The 16,652-nt window shown below is 52.9% G+C and carries 14 protein-coding genes; 6 read left to right on the top strand and 8 right to left on the bottom strand.

Translation table 11 applies throughout. The annotated features are described in order from the left end of the window. Nucleotides 1-2 precede the first annotated feature (2 nt). The 3 genes from HA50_RS24535 to HA50_RS24525 form a co-directional block, all read right to left on the bottom strand. A complete protein-coding gene (locus HA50_RS24535; protein ID WP_084879410.1) occupies nt 3-1,598 on the bottom strand; it encodes a glycoside hydrolase family 43 protein in 1,596 nt (531 codons plus the stop codon). Continuing rightward, nucleotides 1,595-2,884, bottom strand: a complete 1,290-nt coding sequence (locus tag HA50_RS24530) for a glycoside-pentoside-hexuronide (GPH):cation symporter (protein ID WP_244193669.1) — start codon at nt 2,882-2,884, stop codon at nt 1,595-1,597. Before HA50_RS24530 ends, HA50_RS24535 begins: the two co-directional genes overlap by 4 nt. Before the next feature lie 243 nt (nt 2,885-3,127). Continuing rightward, nucleotides 3,128-4,039, bottom strand: a complete 912-nt coding sequence (locus HA50_RS24525) for a helix-turn-helix transcriptional regulator (protein ID WP_084879409.1) — start codon at nt 4,037-4,039, stop codon at nt 3,128-3,130. Between the two features lie 249 nt (nt 4,040-4,288). Here HA50_RS24525 and HA50_RS24520 point away from each other — a divergent pair, with 249 nt between their 5' ends. From HA50_RS24520 to HA50_RS24510, 3 genes are all read left to right on the top strand, one after another. Next, nucleotides 4,289-5,539, top strand: a complete 1,251-nt coding sequence (locus HA50_RS24520) for an MFS transporter (RefSeq protein ID WP_084879408.1) — start codon at nt 4,289-4,291, stop codon at nt 5,537-5,539. Between the two features lie 14 nt (nt 5,540-5,553). After that, nucleotides 5,554-6,627: a sugar phosphate isomerase/epimerase family protein gene (locus HA50_RS24515; protein ID WP_084880221.1), complete on the top strand. Its 1,074-nt coding sequence runs from the start codon at nt 5,554-5,556 to the stop codon at nt 6,625-6,627. An 88-nt stretch (nt 6,628-6,715) separates the two neighbouring features. Further along, nucleotides 6,716-7,696 carry a LacI family DNA-binding transcriptional regulator gene (locus HA50_RS24510; protein WP_084879407.1) on the top strand — a complete coding sequence of 327 codons (981 nt, stop codon included), beginning with the start codon at nt 6,716-6,718 and terminating at the stop codon, nt 7,694-7,696. 556 nt (nt 7,697-8,252) lie between these two features. Here HA50_RS24510 and HA50_RS24505 read toward each other — a convergent pair. Continuing rightward, on the bottom strand, nt 8,253-9,311 hold the full coding sequence (locus tag HA50_RS24505; RefSeq protein ID WP_084879406.1) for a YeiH family protein: 1,059 nt from the start codon (nt 9,309-9,311) through the stop codon (nt 8,253-8,255). A gap of 263 nt (nt 9,312-9,574) precedes the next feature. Between HA50_RS24505 and HA50_RS24500 the strand changes: the two genes are divergently transcribed. Further along, nucleotides 9,575-10,321: a GntR family transcriptional regulator gene (locus tag HA50_RS24500; RefSeq protein ID WP_084879405.1), complete on the top strand. Its 747-nt coding sequence runs from the start codon at nt 9,575-9,577 to the stop codon at nt 10,319-10,321. Here HA50_RS24500 and HA50_RS24495 read toward each other — a convergent pair. From HA50_RS24495 to HA50_RS24480, 4 genes are all read right to left on the bottom strand, one after another. Beyond that, complete coding sequence (locus HA50_RS24495; protein ID WP_084879404.1) at nt 10,308-11,303, bottom strand: Ldh family oxidoreductase; 996 nt, start codon at nt 11,301-11,303, stop codon at nt 10,308-10,310. The two genes, HA50_RS24500 and HA50_RS24495, sit on opposite strands and share 14 nt — an antisense overlap. After that, nucleotides 11,303-12,622, bottom strand: coding sequence for a C4-dicarboxylate transporter DctA (dctA, locus tag HA50_RS24490; RefSeq protein WP_084879403.1), 1,320 nt, complete (start codon nt 12,620-12,622; stop codon nt 11,303-11,305). Before dctA ends, HA50_RS24495 begins: the two co-directional genes overlap by 1 nt. Before the next feature lie 99 nt (nt 12,623-12,721). Then, on the bottom strand, nt 12,722-13,891 hold the full coding sequence (locus tag HA50_RS24485; RefSeq protein ID WP_084879402.1) for a UxaA family hydrolase: 1,170 nt from the start codon (nt 13,889-13,891) through the stop codon (nt 12,722-12,724). 2 nt (nt 13,892-13,893) lie between these two features. After that, entirely contained in the window at nt 13,894-14,178 is a 285-nt protein-coding gene (locus tag HA50_RS24480; protein ID WP_084879401.1) for a UxaA family hydrolase, read from the bottom strand. A gap of 390 nt (nt 14,179-14,568) precedes the next feature. Here HA50_RS24480 and hpsN point away from each other — a divergent pair, with 390 nt between their 5' ends. Beyond that, complete coding sequence (gene hpsN, locus HA50_RS24475) at nt 14,569-15,882, top strand: sulfopropanediol 3-dehydrogenase (protein ID WP_084879400.1); 1,314 nt, start codon at nt 14,569-14,571, stop codon at nt 15,880-15,882. A gap of 9 nt (nt 15,883-15,891) precedes the next feature. Then, nucleotides 15,892-16,638: an SDR family NAD(P)-dependent oxidoreductase gene (locus HA50_RS24470; RefSeq protein ID WP_084879399.1), complete on the top strand. Its 747-nt coding sequence runs from the start codon at nt 15,892-15,894 to the stop codon at nt 16,636-16,638. Nucleotides 16,639-16,652: the final 14 nt, after the last annotated feature.

The following is a 16,652-nucleotide window of genomic DNA, read 5'->3' as shown; positions in this document are numbered from 1 at the left end:
TTTCAGACAACCTTATAAGAAAAGTAATCAAAATCAGCGTGATGATTTTCACCGGTGAAATCCTGGCAGCAGATGCCGACAAAGGCACCGGTGAAGCGCTCATGCCCGCGTTCTTTAAAATATTCATCAGAGAGTTTGCTGTATTCCACATACCCTCCCACGCTATGCCATTCCTGCTCATCAACCGAGTAGAAGAAATAAGCCGCATCATGATCAACGCACACTTTCAAATGAATGGGGCTATGACCGTCAAGTTCAATACCGTCACCAGCAGGCTGGCTGAATCTGTGCAGGTCATTAATCAGTAAATTAACCGTGCGCTTGCCCTGGTCGTTAGTTGAGACAAAGAGATACAGATAGTTGGTGGTATCGTAATAACAAACCAGCCCGGCCATGTGCTGAAAAGAGGTGGGTTTAAAATCCACGCAGGTCTGGGCCTCAAAACTGAAATCGGTCTGACGCCGCGCCACCAGACTCTGACAATGATGGGAACTGAGTGATTCTCTGCCGTGCAGCCGCAACCAGCCCTTGCGGGCGTTCAGGCTACAGACGTTTTCAGCAAGCGGGATGCGCAAACTTTGCAACTGCAACGGTAAGGTCGCGCTGTCAAAATCTTCACGTTGTGGCAACTGCGGCCAGGGGTGTTCTGCCAGTTGCGTATGGGTAATCAGTTCAGGCGTGGTTTTTTCATTGGCCAGCCTTAACCAGCCATCATGGCTCCAAAAGACTTTCTGGATAGCTGTCTCACGCCCCATCGGGCTTCTGCCCCTGGAGGGCAGTGGTCTGCCGCACAGGTGAACCATAAACCATTCACCGGCGGGCGTCGCTACCAGGTCGGCATGTCCCGTTCGCTGCAAGGGTAAACGGCAGTCATAGCGGGACGTCATTAACTGGCCAATCGGGTCGGTTTCATAGGGGCCCGTCAGCTCGCGCGATCGCGCCATGGTGACACCATGATTGTAAAACGTGCCGCCCTCGGCGGTTAACAGATAAAACCAGCCCGCGCGTTCATAAAGATGTGGGCCTTCGGTTATGCCTAATTCGCTGCCAGCATAAATCTTATGCGACATGCCGACGAGTTTCTGCTCTCGTTCATCATACTGTTGCAGAATAATGCCGTTCCATTTAGGAAACCCGGGTTTGCCACCATCCCGGTAACTCATCTCCATACTCACCAGCCATTTTGTGCCGTCTTTTTTATGAAAAAGTGAGGGATCGATACCACGGCTATTAAGGTAAACCGGTTCTGACCATGCCCCTTCAATATCCGTGGTGGTGACCAGATAATTATGGGTATCCCAGAATCTGCCGGTGAGATTTTTAACGTCGGTGTACACCAGCCAGAAAATCCCCTGATCATAACTTAAGCAAGGCGCAAAGATTCCACCCGAGTCAGGATTGCCTTTCATATCTAGCTGGCTCACCCTATTTAAGGGAAAAGAAATTAATTGCCAGTTTTTCAGGTCAAATGACTTATACAGCGCTACGCCAGGAAACCACTCAAAGGTTGAGGTGGCAATATAATATGCGCCATTGGCAAAAATGATCGAGGGATCAGGATTAAAACCGGGCAGTATCGGATTGATTATTTCTGTCATCGTGCATCTCCTTCCGCTTCTGTCAGTGTATCTACAGAGTGAGTGAATGGTTCACCAGGTTTATTTTTATTCAGCGTGTATTTTCTCAGTATCAGGATGAGGCTCAAAATTAACAGTGCGGGGATTACGGTAAAAATAAGCCGAATACAGAGCACGGCATCACCAGCCTGAACGGCAGCATTGCCAACATATCCGCCGAAGGTCAGCAGCCATCCAATCAGCGCACCACCAATCGCAATGCCCACCTTAATGGCAAACAGATTGGTGGAAAACACCAGGCCGCTAAAGGATTTCTCTGCTTTATGCTCAATATCGTCGATGATGTCGCTGAGCAGGCTCCATTGCAGTGGGGTGGCGGTGGAGTTAATAAAATGGATTACGCCGATAATGGCACAAATAAGTATCAGGTGTTGTGCAGGTACAAAAAATAAACCAATCATAATTGCGGCCTGCACCGTCATCGCCATCTTATAAGCGAAAACCCGGTCCAGTCTGGAATAAAGCGTGGTGGTAAACATTGAACCGATAAATTTTGCGCCAAGAATAATCGTCAATATAATACTGACATAATCAGGGCGATGAAGATAATAGGTCACGAAGTACATCGCTCCGCCGGTTTTCAATATCCCGGCAGTCAGGTTCACAACATTAAGGACAAATATTCTTCGCCAGTTTGCATTGGCGGCAAGCTGGCGTAATTCGACAAAGACGCCGCTGAATTTCTGCGAAGTATCGATCTGCGGGATATAGCGTTCTTTTGTTAACGCAAAACACAGGTAAAACATGATGCTACTGGCGATGCCCATCAATAGCATGGCGTAGAAGTAACCCTGTTGCAGGTTACCACCGGCAATCACTTTGGTCAGTGGCAGGGCAATCATGGAAACCACAATGCCACCCAGTGCGGCAAACGCGAAGCGGTATGACTGCATAGACACGCGTTCTTCTGGGTTCTTCGAAATGTTATTGATCATGGCGCAATAAGGCACATTGACCAGGGTGTAAAGCAGAGACAAAGCCGTGTAGGAAACATAGGCATAAATGACTTTGCCTGTCTCGCCAATATCTGGCGTAAAAAAGGTCAGTGCGCCAAGAATACCAAAAGGCAACGAGAACCAGAGTAAATAAGGCCGGAACTGTCCGTGTTTAGTGGCGGTATGGTCGGCAAGAAAACCGACATAAACATCGAAGAATGCATCGACGATACGTACCACCAGAAACATCATCCCCATGTGAAAGGCACTTAAACCATATATATCGGTATAAAAATAAGCCATAAACAACATGATGGTTTGCCAGATAATGTTTGATGCGCCGTCACCTAGCCCATAGCCTATTTTTCTTTAATGGTGAGTGTAGACATAATGATACCCCTGGTGCGTTCTTTGAATGTAGGTAGAGAGGTCTTTCCTGCCAGGTATCAAAATTAGGCTGAAATCAGGGCTGGATATGTAGTGATTTTGGGGTTTTATATAATTTTTTTGCGCTGCCGGTGAAACGCAGATCACTATTTAACTAATTGACTTAACTCAGGGCCAGGTGTTGGCGGTGGCAAGGGGGAGAACATCATGTTTGGTAGAAAGCTGTTTAGTCGAACGCGAGTTGCTGCGGAATTTTTTCGGTGTTACCCCCATCAATGCCCGGAACTTAAAGCAGTAATAAGCGCTGTCCGTAAATTCACATTGATAGGCGATGTCGGTAATGCTCAGGTCGGTATTTCTGAGTAATTCGGCAGATTGGGCGATTTTCTTGCGGACCAGGTACTCTTTAAAAGAAATTTGCATGATCTTTTTAAAGGAACGGGAGAAGTGGCTGGCAGAGAGTTTACAGTGTGCTGCCGCTTCATTAAGGCTGATGTTGAATTTTTTGCTTTTCTCAATCTGCACTACGAAGCCAATGATATTATCGAACGAGCTGTTATTTTCTCCGCTGATCACCACCTTTTCTGCAGATTCGCCATGGGTTAATACGGTATTTAATAAAAGAACCAATAAAGGATCCACTTCGTCGAGCGTATGGGGTTCATCGTGTAACTCTGTCAGCCACTGAAATAAAAACTGGACCCTTTCTGCCTGGTGATGAGTCAACTGCATCACAAAGCCCGCATGAGAAGCGGAGGTGGGGAAGGGATATTTCAGTCGATTCAGCACCGCAGTATCGTATTGCAGCAGGAATCGCTCATGGTCACCGGTGAAACTCAGCTCCATATCGTGCAACATCATGGATGAGACAAAGACTAAGGTATTGTCCCTGATTTGGAATTTTTCACTACCGATCGAAAAGGCCCCCTCAGCCCGATGAAACCACATGATTTCATGCTCAAGGTGCACATGCGGCCGGATATAGACACCTTGCTGCGGAACCCCTTCGCGCGCGCGCAACATGTAATCAACCCCGATAGAGGTTTCAATCCTTTCGAAAAAATGATCAGTATTCAACATGGTGCGCAAATTTCTTATAGAAAGGGGCCTGTTTCGTTATCTATAACCTGTTTCAGAGCTGAAAATCAATACATGCCGCTATTCCTGGATCAGTTAAGTTATGTGCGGTTATTTAGCCTGCCTGGAGTCTGCGACAAAATCTCTTTGTGATGCATCTCGCAATTGGGCCGAAAAATCCTGATAAGTAGAAAAGTAATCGATTACATTTTGCAAACTGACTTTTGTAATCGATTACTTTATGAGGCTATCATGGTTTCATCAATCGCAGGTTCTGTCGCAGGCGCCACACAGCACAGGGCATTAGTTCCTCGCCTCGCGCTGATGATGTTTCTTCAGTTTTTCATCTGGGGCACCTGGTCCGTGACGCTCGGGCTGGTGATGACGCAGCACAATATGGCGGCATTGATCGGCGATGCCTTCTCTGCACAACCCGTTGCCTCCATCCTGTCGCCCTTCGTGCTCGGGATGCTGGTTGACCGTTTCTTTGCGTCGCAGAAAGTGATGGCGGTACTGAATCTGCTGGGAGCGGTCATCCTATGGTTTGTGCCGCAGGCATTGGAAAACCAGAGCGGGGGACAACTGATCTCATTGTTGTTCGTGTATACGCTATGTTTTATGCCGACCCTGGCGGTGGCGAATAACATCGCCTTCCATAACCTGGCAAACAGTGAAAAAAGTTTTCCCGTGGTGCGCGTATTCGGCACCATTGGCTGGATTGTGGCGGGTATCTGCATCGGAGTAACGGGTATTGCGGCCAGCGCAGCCATTTTCAACCTGGCGGCGATTTGTTCACTGCTACTGGCGCTGTATAGCCTGACGTTGCCGCATACACCGGCTCCTGCGAAAGGCCAGCCGCTGGCATTACGTGACCTGCTGTGTGCCGACGCTTTTGCCTTACTCAAAAAAAGCCACTTCCTGATCTTTGCCATCTGCGCCACGCTGATATCGGTTCCTCTCGGGACCTACTATGCCTACACCGCGTCCTTCCTGGCGGACCTCGGCATCAGCAATGTCAGTACGGCGATGTCGTTCGGCCAGATGTCAGAAATCTTTTTCATGCTGGTTATCCCGCTGCTGTTCCGTCGCCTCGGTGTGAAAGTCATGCTGCTGGTGGGGATGCTCGCCTGGTTTGTTCGTTATGCCTTGTTTGCCTTCGGCGTGAATGAAGAACTGCGCTGGGTGCTGTACCTCGGCATTCTGCTGCATGGCGTGTGTTACGACTTCTTCTTCGTGATTGGTTTTATCTACACCGACCGTGTTGCTGGCGACAAAGTGAAAGGCCAGGCGCAGAGCCTGATCGTGATGTTCACCTATGGCATTGGCATGTTGCTGGGCTCGCAGATCTCCGGCGCGTTATATAACCGCCTGATCAATCAGGGCAACGGTGACGTGGTGGCGAACTGGCCCACATTCTGGTGGATCCCGGCGATTGCCGCCGCGGTGATTGCCATCATTCTCCTGCTTTCCTTCCACTATAAAGACGCTGAAGTAGCTAAATAACCTGAGAGGTGATGATGAAAACATTAAAAGGGCCTGGCGTATTCCTTTCCCAGTTTATAAGAGACCAGCCACCTTTTAACTCCCTGGAAGGTCTGGCGGAATGGGCCGCCAGCCTGGGCTTCAGGGCAGTGCAGATCCCCTGTAACCACCCGGCAATCTTTGATTTAGCCATAGCCGCAGAAAGCCAGGTTTATTGCGATGAAGTGACGGGCATCCTGGCGCAGCATGGGTTGGTGATTAGCGAGCTGTCAACGCATCTTGAAGGGCAGTTAGTGGCGGTGCATCCGGCGTATCAGCAGGCATTCAGTGATTTTGGTCCGGCGGAACTGCGTCAAAACGACAGTGCGCGCCAGCAATGGGCGATGGCTCAGGTTAAACGCGCCGCGGTCGCGTCAGCAAAGCTGGGATTAACTGCCCATGCCACTTTCTCGGGTTCGCTGGCCTGGCCCTATTCTTATCCGTGGCCACCCAGAAAAGCCGCGTTGATTGACGAGGCTTTTACCGAACTGGCGCGTCGCTGGCGGCCGATCCTCGATGTGTTTGACGAACAGGGCGTTGACCTGTGCTACGAATTGCACCCCTCCGAAGATTTACATGATGGCGTCAGCTTCGAACGTTTCCTCGATGAGGTGAACAATCATCCACGCTGCCATATCCTCTATGATCCCAGCCATATGCTGCTGCAACATATGGATTATCTTGGCTTTATCGATATTTATCATCAACGCATTCGTGCCTTCCACGTTAAGGATGCCGAGTTTACACCGTCAGCCAGAAGTGGTGTTTACGGTGGTTATCAACCGTGGCTGGAAAGAGCCGGGCGGTTCCGTTCACCGGGTGACGGACAAATCAATTTTGCCGGGATTTTCAGTAAACTGGCGCAATACGATTATGCAGGCTGGGCGGTGCTGGAGTGGGAGTGCTGCCTGAAAGATAGCGAAACCGGTGCCAGAGAAGGGGCTGAGTTTATTAAGCGCAGCATCATCCCGGTGGCCGAGCGCGCTTTTGATGATTTTGCTGAGACCGCTTCCGACCGTTCAGAGATCAAAACCATGCTAGGGATTGAGGGAGAAGCCACAGATAATTAAAGCCGCCGTTGTGGGAACCGGCTTTATTGGGTCGGCCAGTTGTATGATATCCTGCGATTAATTGTGTTTTTACGAATATGTGGGCGTCATGTCGATTCAGAAAATTGCTCGCCTGGCTGGCGTTTCAGTGGCAACCGTATCACGGGTTTTGAATAATCAGGGCAGCGTGAAAGAGCGCAACCGGATCAAAGTCCTTGAGGCGATTGAGCAGAGCAATTACCAGCCAAATTTACTTGCCAGACAGCTGCGCACCGCCCGGAGCAGTATGCTGCTGGTCATGGTGTCCAATATTGCCAACCCATTCTGCGCGGATGTCGTCAAAGGCATCGAAGCCGAAGCCGAAAAAAATGGTTATCGCATCCTGCTGTGTAACTCCGGTTCCGATGTGGAACGTTCCCGCTCCAGTTTGCAGCTGCTCTCCGGGAAGATGGTCGATGGCGTTATTACCATGGATGCGCTTGCCAGCCTGACCGAGCTGAGCACGCTGATCGGCGATGCGCCCTGGGTTCAGTGTGCCGAGTATGACGATGCTTCAGCAGTCTCCACCGTCGGTATCCATGATCGTGATGCTTCTGTTTACGTCGTGCAGCAGTTTCTGCAACGGAAATGCCAACGTGTCGCGATGATCAACCATGATTTGAGCTACAAATATGCGCGCCTGCGGGAAGAGGGCTATCGTCAGGCGCTGACGGATGCGGGTAGCGCATGGCAGTCGGTGGTGTATGCCGCCGATCTCAGTTATGAAGCGGGCCGCAACGCCATGCAGGCATTGCTGAGCCAGGGCGAACGCCCTGATGCGGTGTTCGCCGTGTCCGATACGCTGGCCGCCGGGGCCTTGCGGGCCATCCAGGATGCAGGGTTAACGGTGCCTGAAGATATTGCTGTGATCGGTTTCGACGGTACGGAATTAAGTGAGATGACGTACCCGAAATTAAGCACGGTCCTGCAACCTTCGCGGGACATTGGTCGCCAGGCGGTACGCCTGTTGTTGCGGCGTATTGATGAACCCGGTAGCGCGGCGGAGAAAATCATTCTTGACTGGGAATTCCTGCACCGTGCATCGAGTTGATTATTTCACGCCTGCGGCCGTAGTTGTGTTGCTTAAATTTCCTTATCTCAAATTTTTCGCCAGAAATAAGATTGCCATTTTTCATGACTAATGCAAAAGCCTGAATTTTGCTAGCAATAAAATAAGTCTCAATTGGCATCTTAGCAAAATTAAGGTGCTTTTCTTACGAAAACTTTACACTCATGCATGCGCACAACGGTGAACTTATAAAGAAATAAGTGGACCAACCTTTGGGTTCTGGGAATTATCATTTCTAATAAACAAAATGTTTTACTAATAACGTTATGGCATGTTTTTTATTTTTTAAATGAGGAAGTATATGGAGTATTTGGGATTGCCTCCAGAGAATGGACTGAATGCAGCATTTATAATATTGGTTTGCATCATTCTCTTATGGATACTCTTTTGGTGAACAAGGGCATGAGGGTGACTGAGCTTCCCTGATTGGTTTTTATTGTCGTTTTACAGTCAGATAGGCTGGCCAGTTAAGGCCAGCTTTGTTCCTCAACATCCGGGAATAAGGCGAGGGGAATGGCCGGAAATGTTTATGGCGTGATTAATTCATAAATTGATGAATCAACAGGTTGATGGCACCACCGCCTAATACTAACCACACAAACAATATTAACCCCAGCATAAAAGGCCGCGCACCGGCATTGACCAACTGACGTGCACTGGTACTTAATCCGAGTGCCGCCATCGCCATTGCCAGCAACACATTATCCAGCGTATTGATGCCTGCAACCATCGGTGCTGGCAAAAAGTGAAACGAATTAAATAACGCCACCAGAATAAAAATCAGAGCAAACCAGGGAAAAATAATCGGCTGTTTTGCCGCGCGGGTTCCCCCGTTATCCCGGCTGATAAACACACTCAGCAGCAGCAGGAAAGGGGCCAGCATCATGACACGCAGCATCTTGGCGATCACCGCGGCATTCTCGGTTTCCGGGCTGACAGCGTGCCCTGCGGCTACCACCTGTGCCACTTCATGCATGGTGGATCCGGTATAAACGCCAAACTGGGTCAGCGAAATGCCTGGGATATATTGCGCAAACTCGTGCCAGATCAGCGGATAAAGAAAAATGCCCAGCGTACCGAAAATCACCACGGTGGCGACCGCCACGGCAACTTTGGATGGCTCCGCCTTCACTACTGGCGCTGCGGCCAGCACCGCTGCGGCGCCACAAATGCTGCTCCCTGCACCGATCAACCAGGCGGTTTTGCGATCAATGCCCAGCACCCGCGAACCGATCACACTGGCGAGGATGAAGGTACTGCTTAACATCAAGACATCGATGATGACGCCACTCAATCCCACGTCCATCACCTGCTGAAAGGTCAGGCGGAAGCCATAGAGGATAATCCCCAGTCGCAGCAGTTTCTGTTTGGCAAATTGCACACCCTCATCACATTGCGGATGCAATGCGGGATAAAACGTATTCCCCACCACGATACCGGCGATGATTGCCAGCGTGAGCGCCCCCAGCCCCAGGCCCGACATCACCGGCTGGTTGCCCAGCCATGCGGTGGTGAAGGCAATCACCGCCGTCAGTGCCAGCCCCGGAATGAAGCGTTTCAGATCCTGTTGATAGCGCGCTATCGATAATTCGGTCATGTTGTCCTCCTCTCCTCTACAGGACTAAGGATGAGACCTTTCCAGCCGAATGAAAAATTGATTATATCGTTATAACCAATCTGAATATCAGGTAATCAACGTGCGTAGCGGGTTTGTTAATTTGTTAAAATAACAAGATAGTAAATTCGATCGCAAATTGTGTTCCCTGATCACTTTTTTACAGCACCAGGATGGTGCTAACTCCTGTATATGTCATAGTAATCCTACAGGCATTCGCTGTGCCGGATTGTGGAGGAAGCTAAATGAATCAGGACATCTCATCATCCGCTGAAGTGAAAGCGGCGATTTTTCAGCCGCTATATCTGCAAATCAGCCAGTTGCTGCTGGAAAGAATTGCCTCCGGCGAATGGCCAGCAGGCACCTATATTCCCAGCGAAGCGAGTCTGGCAGAAACCTACAACGTCAGCATTGGTACACTGCGCAAAGCGCTGAACGAACTGGTCAGTAACAATGTGGTGATTCGTTATCAGGGCAAAGGCACCGTGGTGGCAGCCCATGATTCAGACAGCGCGTTGTTCCGCTTCTTCAATGTGCTCAGGGCAAATGGCGAGCGCTCGCTGCCGTTGTCACGCGTGCTGGCGCGCCATTTACGTACCGCTTCTGAGGAAGAAGCTTCCGCGCTGGCTATTGCGCCAGGCAGTAAAGTGATTCATATCTGGCGTGTGCGCGATCTGGATGGCGCTCCGGCCATCCTCGAACATGTTTATATCGATGCTGCACGTTTTCCTCATCTGGATCGGGAACCGGAAATCCTGCCCAACACCCTGTACCAGCTGTATCAGCAGAAATTTGCCTGCACGGTGGCGAACGCCCATGAGCAGATAAAAGCGGTGAATGCGGGACCGGATGAGGTGTTGCATCTTGAGGCGACAGAAGGGGAAGCGTTATTGCGTATTTACCGCGTGGCACTGGATTTTCAGGATAAACCGGTTGAGTACCGTGTCTCCACCGTACTCACCCGCCACCACGCCTATTTCAACCAGCTCTGATGCGCAGCTGCTCCAGCAGCGACACAGGCAGACTCAGCGTATTGCTATTTTGCTGCGCGGTCGCCTGGCGTCGCTCCCCAGGCAATCTCACGTTGGGCTGCGCCAGCATCGCACTGAACAACATTTCCGTATGCTGAACATAGCCAGCGGAAAAGAAGGTCGGATTCAGCAGCAACAGCAACTGTGCGATATGCGGGGGCCCACCCTGCGTATTAAAGAATGAACTGGCCTGAAAACCGTAATGGCTGCCCGTCAGTCCGGCGGTGAGCAATTCAACCATCAACGCCAGCGCCGCGCCTTTGGCTCCGCCCGCAGGGGCCATGCTACCCGCCAGTGCCGCGTCAGCGTCGGTTGTTGGATTGCCGTCACGGTCGATCGCCCAGCCAGTGGGGATGGCTTCCTTTTTCTGACTCGCCAGCATGATTTTGCCGCGAGCCACTTCGGACAGGGAAAGATCAATCACCAGCGGTTCGTCGCTGGCGCGTGGAGAGGCGAAGGCGATGGGGTTGGTACCATACAGCGGCACATTGCCACCCCAGGGGGCCATCGCTGCCGGGCCGTTACTCAACGCTATGCACACCAGTCCCTGGCGGGCCGCCTGTTCGGCGTAATAACCCGCCATACCAAAATGGTGAGAATCGCCGATAGCCACCGCGACCACACCAAACTCCTGCGCCAGCACCATGCCCCGGTCCAGACCGAGCTGCACGGCGGGAAACGCCAGGCCGGAATCCGCATTGACGTTGACCACTGCGCCGCGTTGCGTGATGGCCGGTACGGCGCGGGGGTTCAGTTTGCCGCTCTCCAACTGGTCGAGGTAATAGGGCAGTCGGGCGAAACCGTGTGACGCGATTCCGGCACGTTCCGCCGCCATCAGTGCGGCGCAGGTGGCATCAGCCGCCTGGCGGTCAACGCCTGACTGACATAACGCGCGTCGGGCGAGCGCCTCCAGCTCGGTCAATACCAGGGTTTCATGGCTCATTACATCGTACTCCTGTCATTCTGTGTCACTGCCAATGGTTCCTCTGCGGGGGAATCCACTGACATGATGATTTTTTCCGGACCAAGACGCAGCTGTTCCCGCGCCTGGGCCAAATCCAGTTTTTGTTCCCAGCGGGCGATCACCAGCGTAGCGACCACGTTGCCGATCATGTTGGTCACGGCGCGCATTTCATTCAAAATCCGGTCAATGCCCAGCACCAGAGTAATCCCCGCCAGCGGGATGATGTTATGGGTTGCCAGGGTGGCAGTGAGCGCAATCAAAGCCGCGCCAGCCACCCCTGCGCCCCCCTTCGACGTCAGCAACAGGATCAACAGCAGACCAATCTGCTGCCACAACGTCAAATCGGTATTGGTGGCCTGCGCAATAAACAGCGAAGTCATAGTGAGATAAATTGCGGCGCCGTCAAGATTAAATGAATATCCGGTCGGCAGTACCAGCCCGACAATGGCGCGATCGCAACCCAGTTTCTCCATCTTTATCATCAGACGCGGCAGGACAGACTCGGTGGTGGAGGTGCCCAGCACAATCAGTAACTCTTCGCGGAAATAGAGGATCAAACGCCATAAACTTACGCCGACCAGTTTGCAGATCAGACCCAGCACTCCGCCAATAAACAGGAAGCTGGTGATGTAGAGGCAGATAATCAGCATGCCGAGATGTTGCAGCGAAGTCAGGCCATATTTGCCGACGGTAAAGGCGATGGCACCAAAAGCGCCGAGCGGCGCGAGTCGCATAATCAGCTCGACGATGCGCATCAGCACTTCACCGCACTGCTCAATGGTTTTAGTGATAAAGGCGCTGCGTTGTGAGACCAGCGACAACGCGATACCGAACAACACCGAGAACAACAACACCTGCAACAGATTGCCCTGCGCAAATGCGCCGATCACCGAGTCCGGAATGATCTGTTCGAGAAATCCTTTGCTGTGTTCGCTGACGTTAACGTAGTGGTTTACCGCGCTGCCATCCAGCTTGCTGGCATCGACATTCATGCCCGCACCGGGTTTCATCACGTCCGCCACCACCATGCCGATCACCAGGGCCAGCGTGGTGACCACCTCAAAGTAGATCAGCGTTTTGCCGCCAACCTTACCGACCTGCTTCAGGCTTTCCATACGCGCTATACCAATCGCCACGGTACAGAAAATCACTAACGTTACGATCATCTTGATCAGACGGATAAAGGTGTCACCGAGGGGCTTCATCTGAACGGCAAAATCAGGAAAGGCGTACCCCACAGCCACCCCGGCGACCAGGCCTATCAGGACCTGGACATAAAGGTGCTTGAGCAATCGCATCTGGTTGTCCTCGCGAAGCCTGACGGCTACGAACCGGCGTCCGGCTGGCCGCCGCAGGCGAGTGGAAAATCACGCCCGCCAGAGAAGGCGGGCAGGGGGTTAAGCACTTTCGAAAATACGGGTAAGCACGAACTCCCGATGTCCCAGTGCTTCCGCCGCCGTCAGGCGACCATTCGCGGTGCGCAGCAGACACTCCAGCAAGGCGTCACCGGCACCGTCCAGATTCATCTCGCGTCGCAGCACGGCTGAGACATCGACATCAATATGTTCTGACATGGTGCGTACCGTGCGCGGGTTGGCGCAGACTTTGATCACCGGCAGGATCGGATTGCCGATGACGTTGCCCTGGCCGGTCGGGAAGAAATGCGCCACGTAGCCACCGGCAGCACAGAGCGTCACCATCTCCGCGGCAGCCGAGGACGAATCCATAAACCACAATCCCGGCCCGGTGGGGGTTTCCGCTTTATCCAGCACGCCATCCACGCGGCACTTTTTCCCAATCTTCTGAATATTGCCCAGCGCTTTCTCTTCGATGGTGGTCAGGCCGCCTTCGATATTGCCTTTAGTCGGCTGTGATTCAGACAGGTCACTGGTTTTCCAGCGATCGATCATGGCGCTGTAGCGATCAAACATGAACTGAAACTTCTGACGCACATCGGCATTGGCGCAGCGTGCCGCCACCAGATGTTCGCCGCCGGTCAATTCTGACGTTTCACCAAACAGCAGGGTGTTGCCGTTTTCATACAGACGATCGAACAGATTACCGACGGAAGGATTGGCACCACAGCCGGAAGTGGTATCCGATTCGCCGCATTTGGTCGAGACCCATAACTCGCTGATATCGCAGGTTTCGCGTTGCAGCTCCGAGGCATACTGCGAGAATTCACGCGCCTTGCGGGAAGCCGCACAGATGGTGTTGTGATCGCCGTTTTGCTCGATCCAGAATCCGGCGACGGGTTTGCCCGTGGCCTGGATGCCGTCCACCACCCGCTTTGTCCAGCCCGGCTCGATCCCAATCACGATGACGGCGGCAACGTTGGGATTGCAGCCGGTGCCGATCAGGGTGCGAAAGTGCAACTCCAGGTCTTCACCAAACTGCAAACGTCCATAGGGATGCGGCAGGGCGATAGTGCCTTTAATGTTATTCGCCACCGCTTCTGCCGCCGCGTTGGAGATATCATCCACCGGCAGCACAATGACATGGTTGCGAATGCCAACGCGACCATTGGCGCGACGATAACCTGCAAATTGACGTCCTGTGATTTCCATAATTACCACCTTTTGGTTTTGACGTTATGTACGTGGAGATGCTCGCCCTGCTTTATCGCCGCAACGACCCGACCAATGTCTTCGCCATATTTAATGACGGTGTCATTCACCGCCAGATCGCGAATCGCCAGCTTATGGCCGATGGGAATGGCATCCTTAACCGCAAACTCAATGGTTTTGTTTTGATCCATGATCCATCCGGTCAGGGTCTGACCCGCCTCGATACCTTCCACCACCACCACCCCGACAGAATCACCGTCATCGTGTACGACAAAATCGATACTCATAACTGCCTCCGTTAGTGCACAACAAATGAACTCATGTATATGACATATATTAAATGACCTGACGGGGCAAAAATTATCTTCTCCCGACATCTGTTTTTGGGAGGCGCTTCACGAATAGCGACGGAACATCGCGGGAAGAGAGAGGAGAAAAGGAGGTAATCGATTAAATCGATGATTGATAATACTTTATTTTCTATGTATCGAACGATGTGATTAAAATGTGATCACGCCTGAACTTCCAGCGGCTGAAGCCGATCGTGATCACTTTTTGTTCACATCCCTTTTGCAGTTACCGTCATAGCTCACTATAGATAGTCCTAGTCATGTATATGACACAGGAGTCCGCACCTTCGCTTATTGTCGGAAACCTATCAATCTCTGGAGACGCGTATGTCAGTTACCTGGTTAAAAAAAGCAAGTAAAACGCCGGAATCTAATACTTCTGAAGCTCGCCGCGTGGTGGAGGAGATGCTGGCCACCATTAAAGAACAGGGTGAAGAGGCGGTACGCCACTACGCCAGCAAACTCGATAACTGGTCTGGTGACATTATTCTGACGCGGGAGAATATTGCTGCGCAGATCCGTGCCGTCCCTGCTGACGTGCGTCGCGACATCGATTACGCCATCGATCAGGTTTACACCTTTGCCTGCGCGCAACGCGCTTCGGTGCAAGACTTTGAAGTTAGCCTGCCCTCCGGGCTGGTGGCGGGACAGAAAGTGTTGCCGGTGACAACCGTCGGTTGTTATGCCCCGGCAGGACGCTACGCGCACATCGCTTCTGCTTATATGGGCGTGGCAACGGCGAAAGCCGCCGGGGTGAAAAACATTATCGCCTGCTCCGGTCCTTACCTCGGTCAGTCCATCCATCCCTGTGTGCTTTATGCTTTTCAGCGCGCGGGTGCCGACACCATTATGACGCTGGGCGGTGTACAGGCGATTGCCTCGATGGCGTGGGGATTGTTTACCGGCAAAGCAGCGGATGTGGTGGTGGGACCGGGGAATAAGTTTGTCGCTGAAGCCAAACGTACGCTGTTTGGTCAGGTCGGTATTGATGTGTTTGCCGGCCCTTCCGAGGTGGCGGTGATTGCCGATGACAGCGCGGATGCCGACATCGTTGCCAGCGATCTGGTGGGGCAGGCCGAGCATGGGCATGAATCTCCCGCGTGGCTGTTCACTACCTCACGCCCGCTGGCAGAAGCGGTGATGCAGAAGGTGCCGCAGCTGATTGATCAGCTGCCACCGGTGGCCCGTGATGCGGCCAGCTGCGCCTGGCGCGACTACGGCGAAGTGATTTTATGTGACAGCCGCGCAGAGATGGTCGATATCTCCGATCGCTACGCCTCGGAACACCTCGAAGTGCACACCCGCGACCTCGACTGGTGGCGCGATTCCCTTAGCTGCTATGGCTCGTTGTTTCTCGGTGAAGAAACCACCGTCGCCTTTGGCGACAAATGCAGCGGACCCAACCATGTTTTGCCGACCAAAGGTGCCGCGCGCTATTCCGGCGGGTTATCGGTGCACAAATTCCTCAAGACGCTGACCTGGCAACAGATGGCGCGCGAAGCGGTGCCGCAGATCGCCGAGACCACAGCGCGCATCTCCCGGCTGGAAGGGATGGAAGCGCATGCGCGTACGGCGGAAGTGCGGCTGGAGAAATACTTCCCCAGCGATACCTTCCAGCTCGGCATGCCGGTGACGCGCTAAGGAGATCCTATGCATCCTGCAACGTTATTCGATTTACAGGGCAAAACCGCGCTGGTGACGGGCGGAGGGAGTGGCATTGGTGCCGCGATGGCCGAAGCGCTGACGGCGGCAGGTGCTGCGGTGATTCTGGCAGCGCGGCGTGAGTCGCAGCTTGCCGAAGTTGCCCAGCGGCTGGGTGATTCAGCACGTTATCTGTGCGCCGATATCACCCGGCAGGCGGAGCTGAGCGCGCTGGCTGCGGATTGCGGCGCGGTGGACATCCTGGTGAACGCCGCCGGGGTGAATCTGCGTCAGCCGTTTGAAGAGGTGAGCGAGTCCGCCTGGGATCAGCAACTGGCGTTGCATCTCAAAGCGCCTTTCTTTCTGACGCAGGCATTGGCACCCGGCATGGCACAGCGTGGCTGGGGGCGCATTATCAATATTGCTTCGCTGCAATCCTCGCGGGCATTTGACAACAGCGCGCCCTACGGCGCAGGCAAGGGCGGCATCGTCCAGCTAACCCGCGCCATTGCTCAGCGCTGGGGACGTCAAGGTATCACCTGCAATGCCATCGGTCCTGGTTTCTTCCCCACGGCCTTAACCGGGCCGGTGTTTGCCGACGATGCCCTGCGTGAACGGCATGCCGCCCATACCTGCCTGGGACGTAATGGTGAAATGGCCGATTTACATGGCGTAACGCTGTTTCTCGCCAGCAACGCCAGCGCCTATATCACCGGGCAAACCCTGATGGTCGATGGCGGCTATAGCGCCATCTGATCCTTCCCTTCAGC

Source organism: Pantoea cypripedii (genome assembly GCF_002095535.1).
GTDB classification, from domain to species: Bacteria; Pseudomonadota; Gammaproteobacteria; order Enterobacterales; family Enterobacteriaceae; genus Pantoea; species Pantoea cypripedii.
This window is presented reverse-complemented; position numbering and strand designations above follow the sequence as displayed.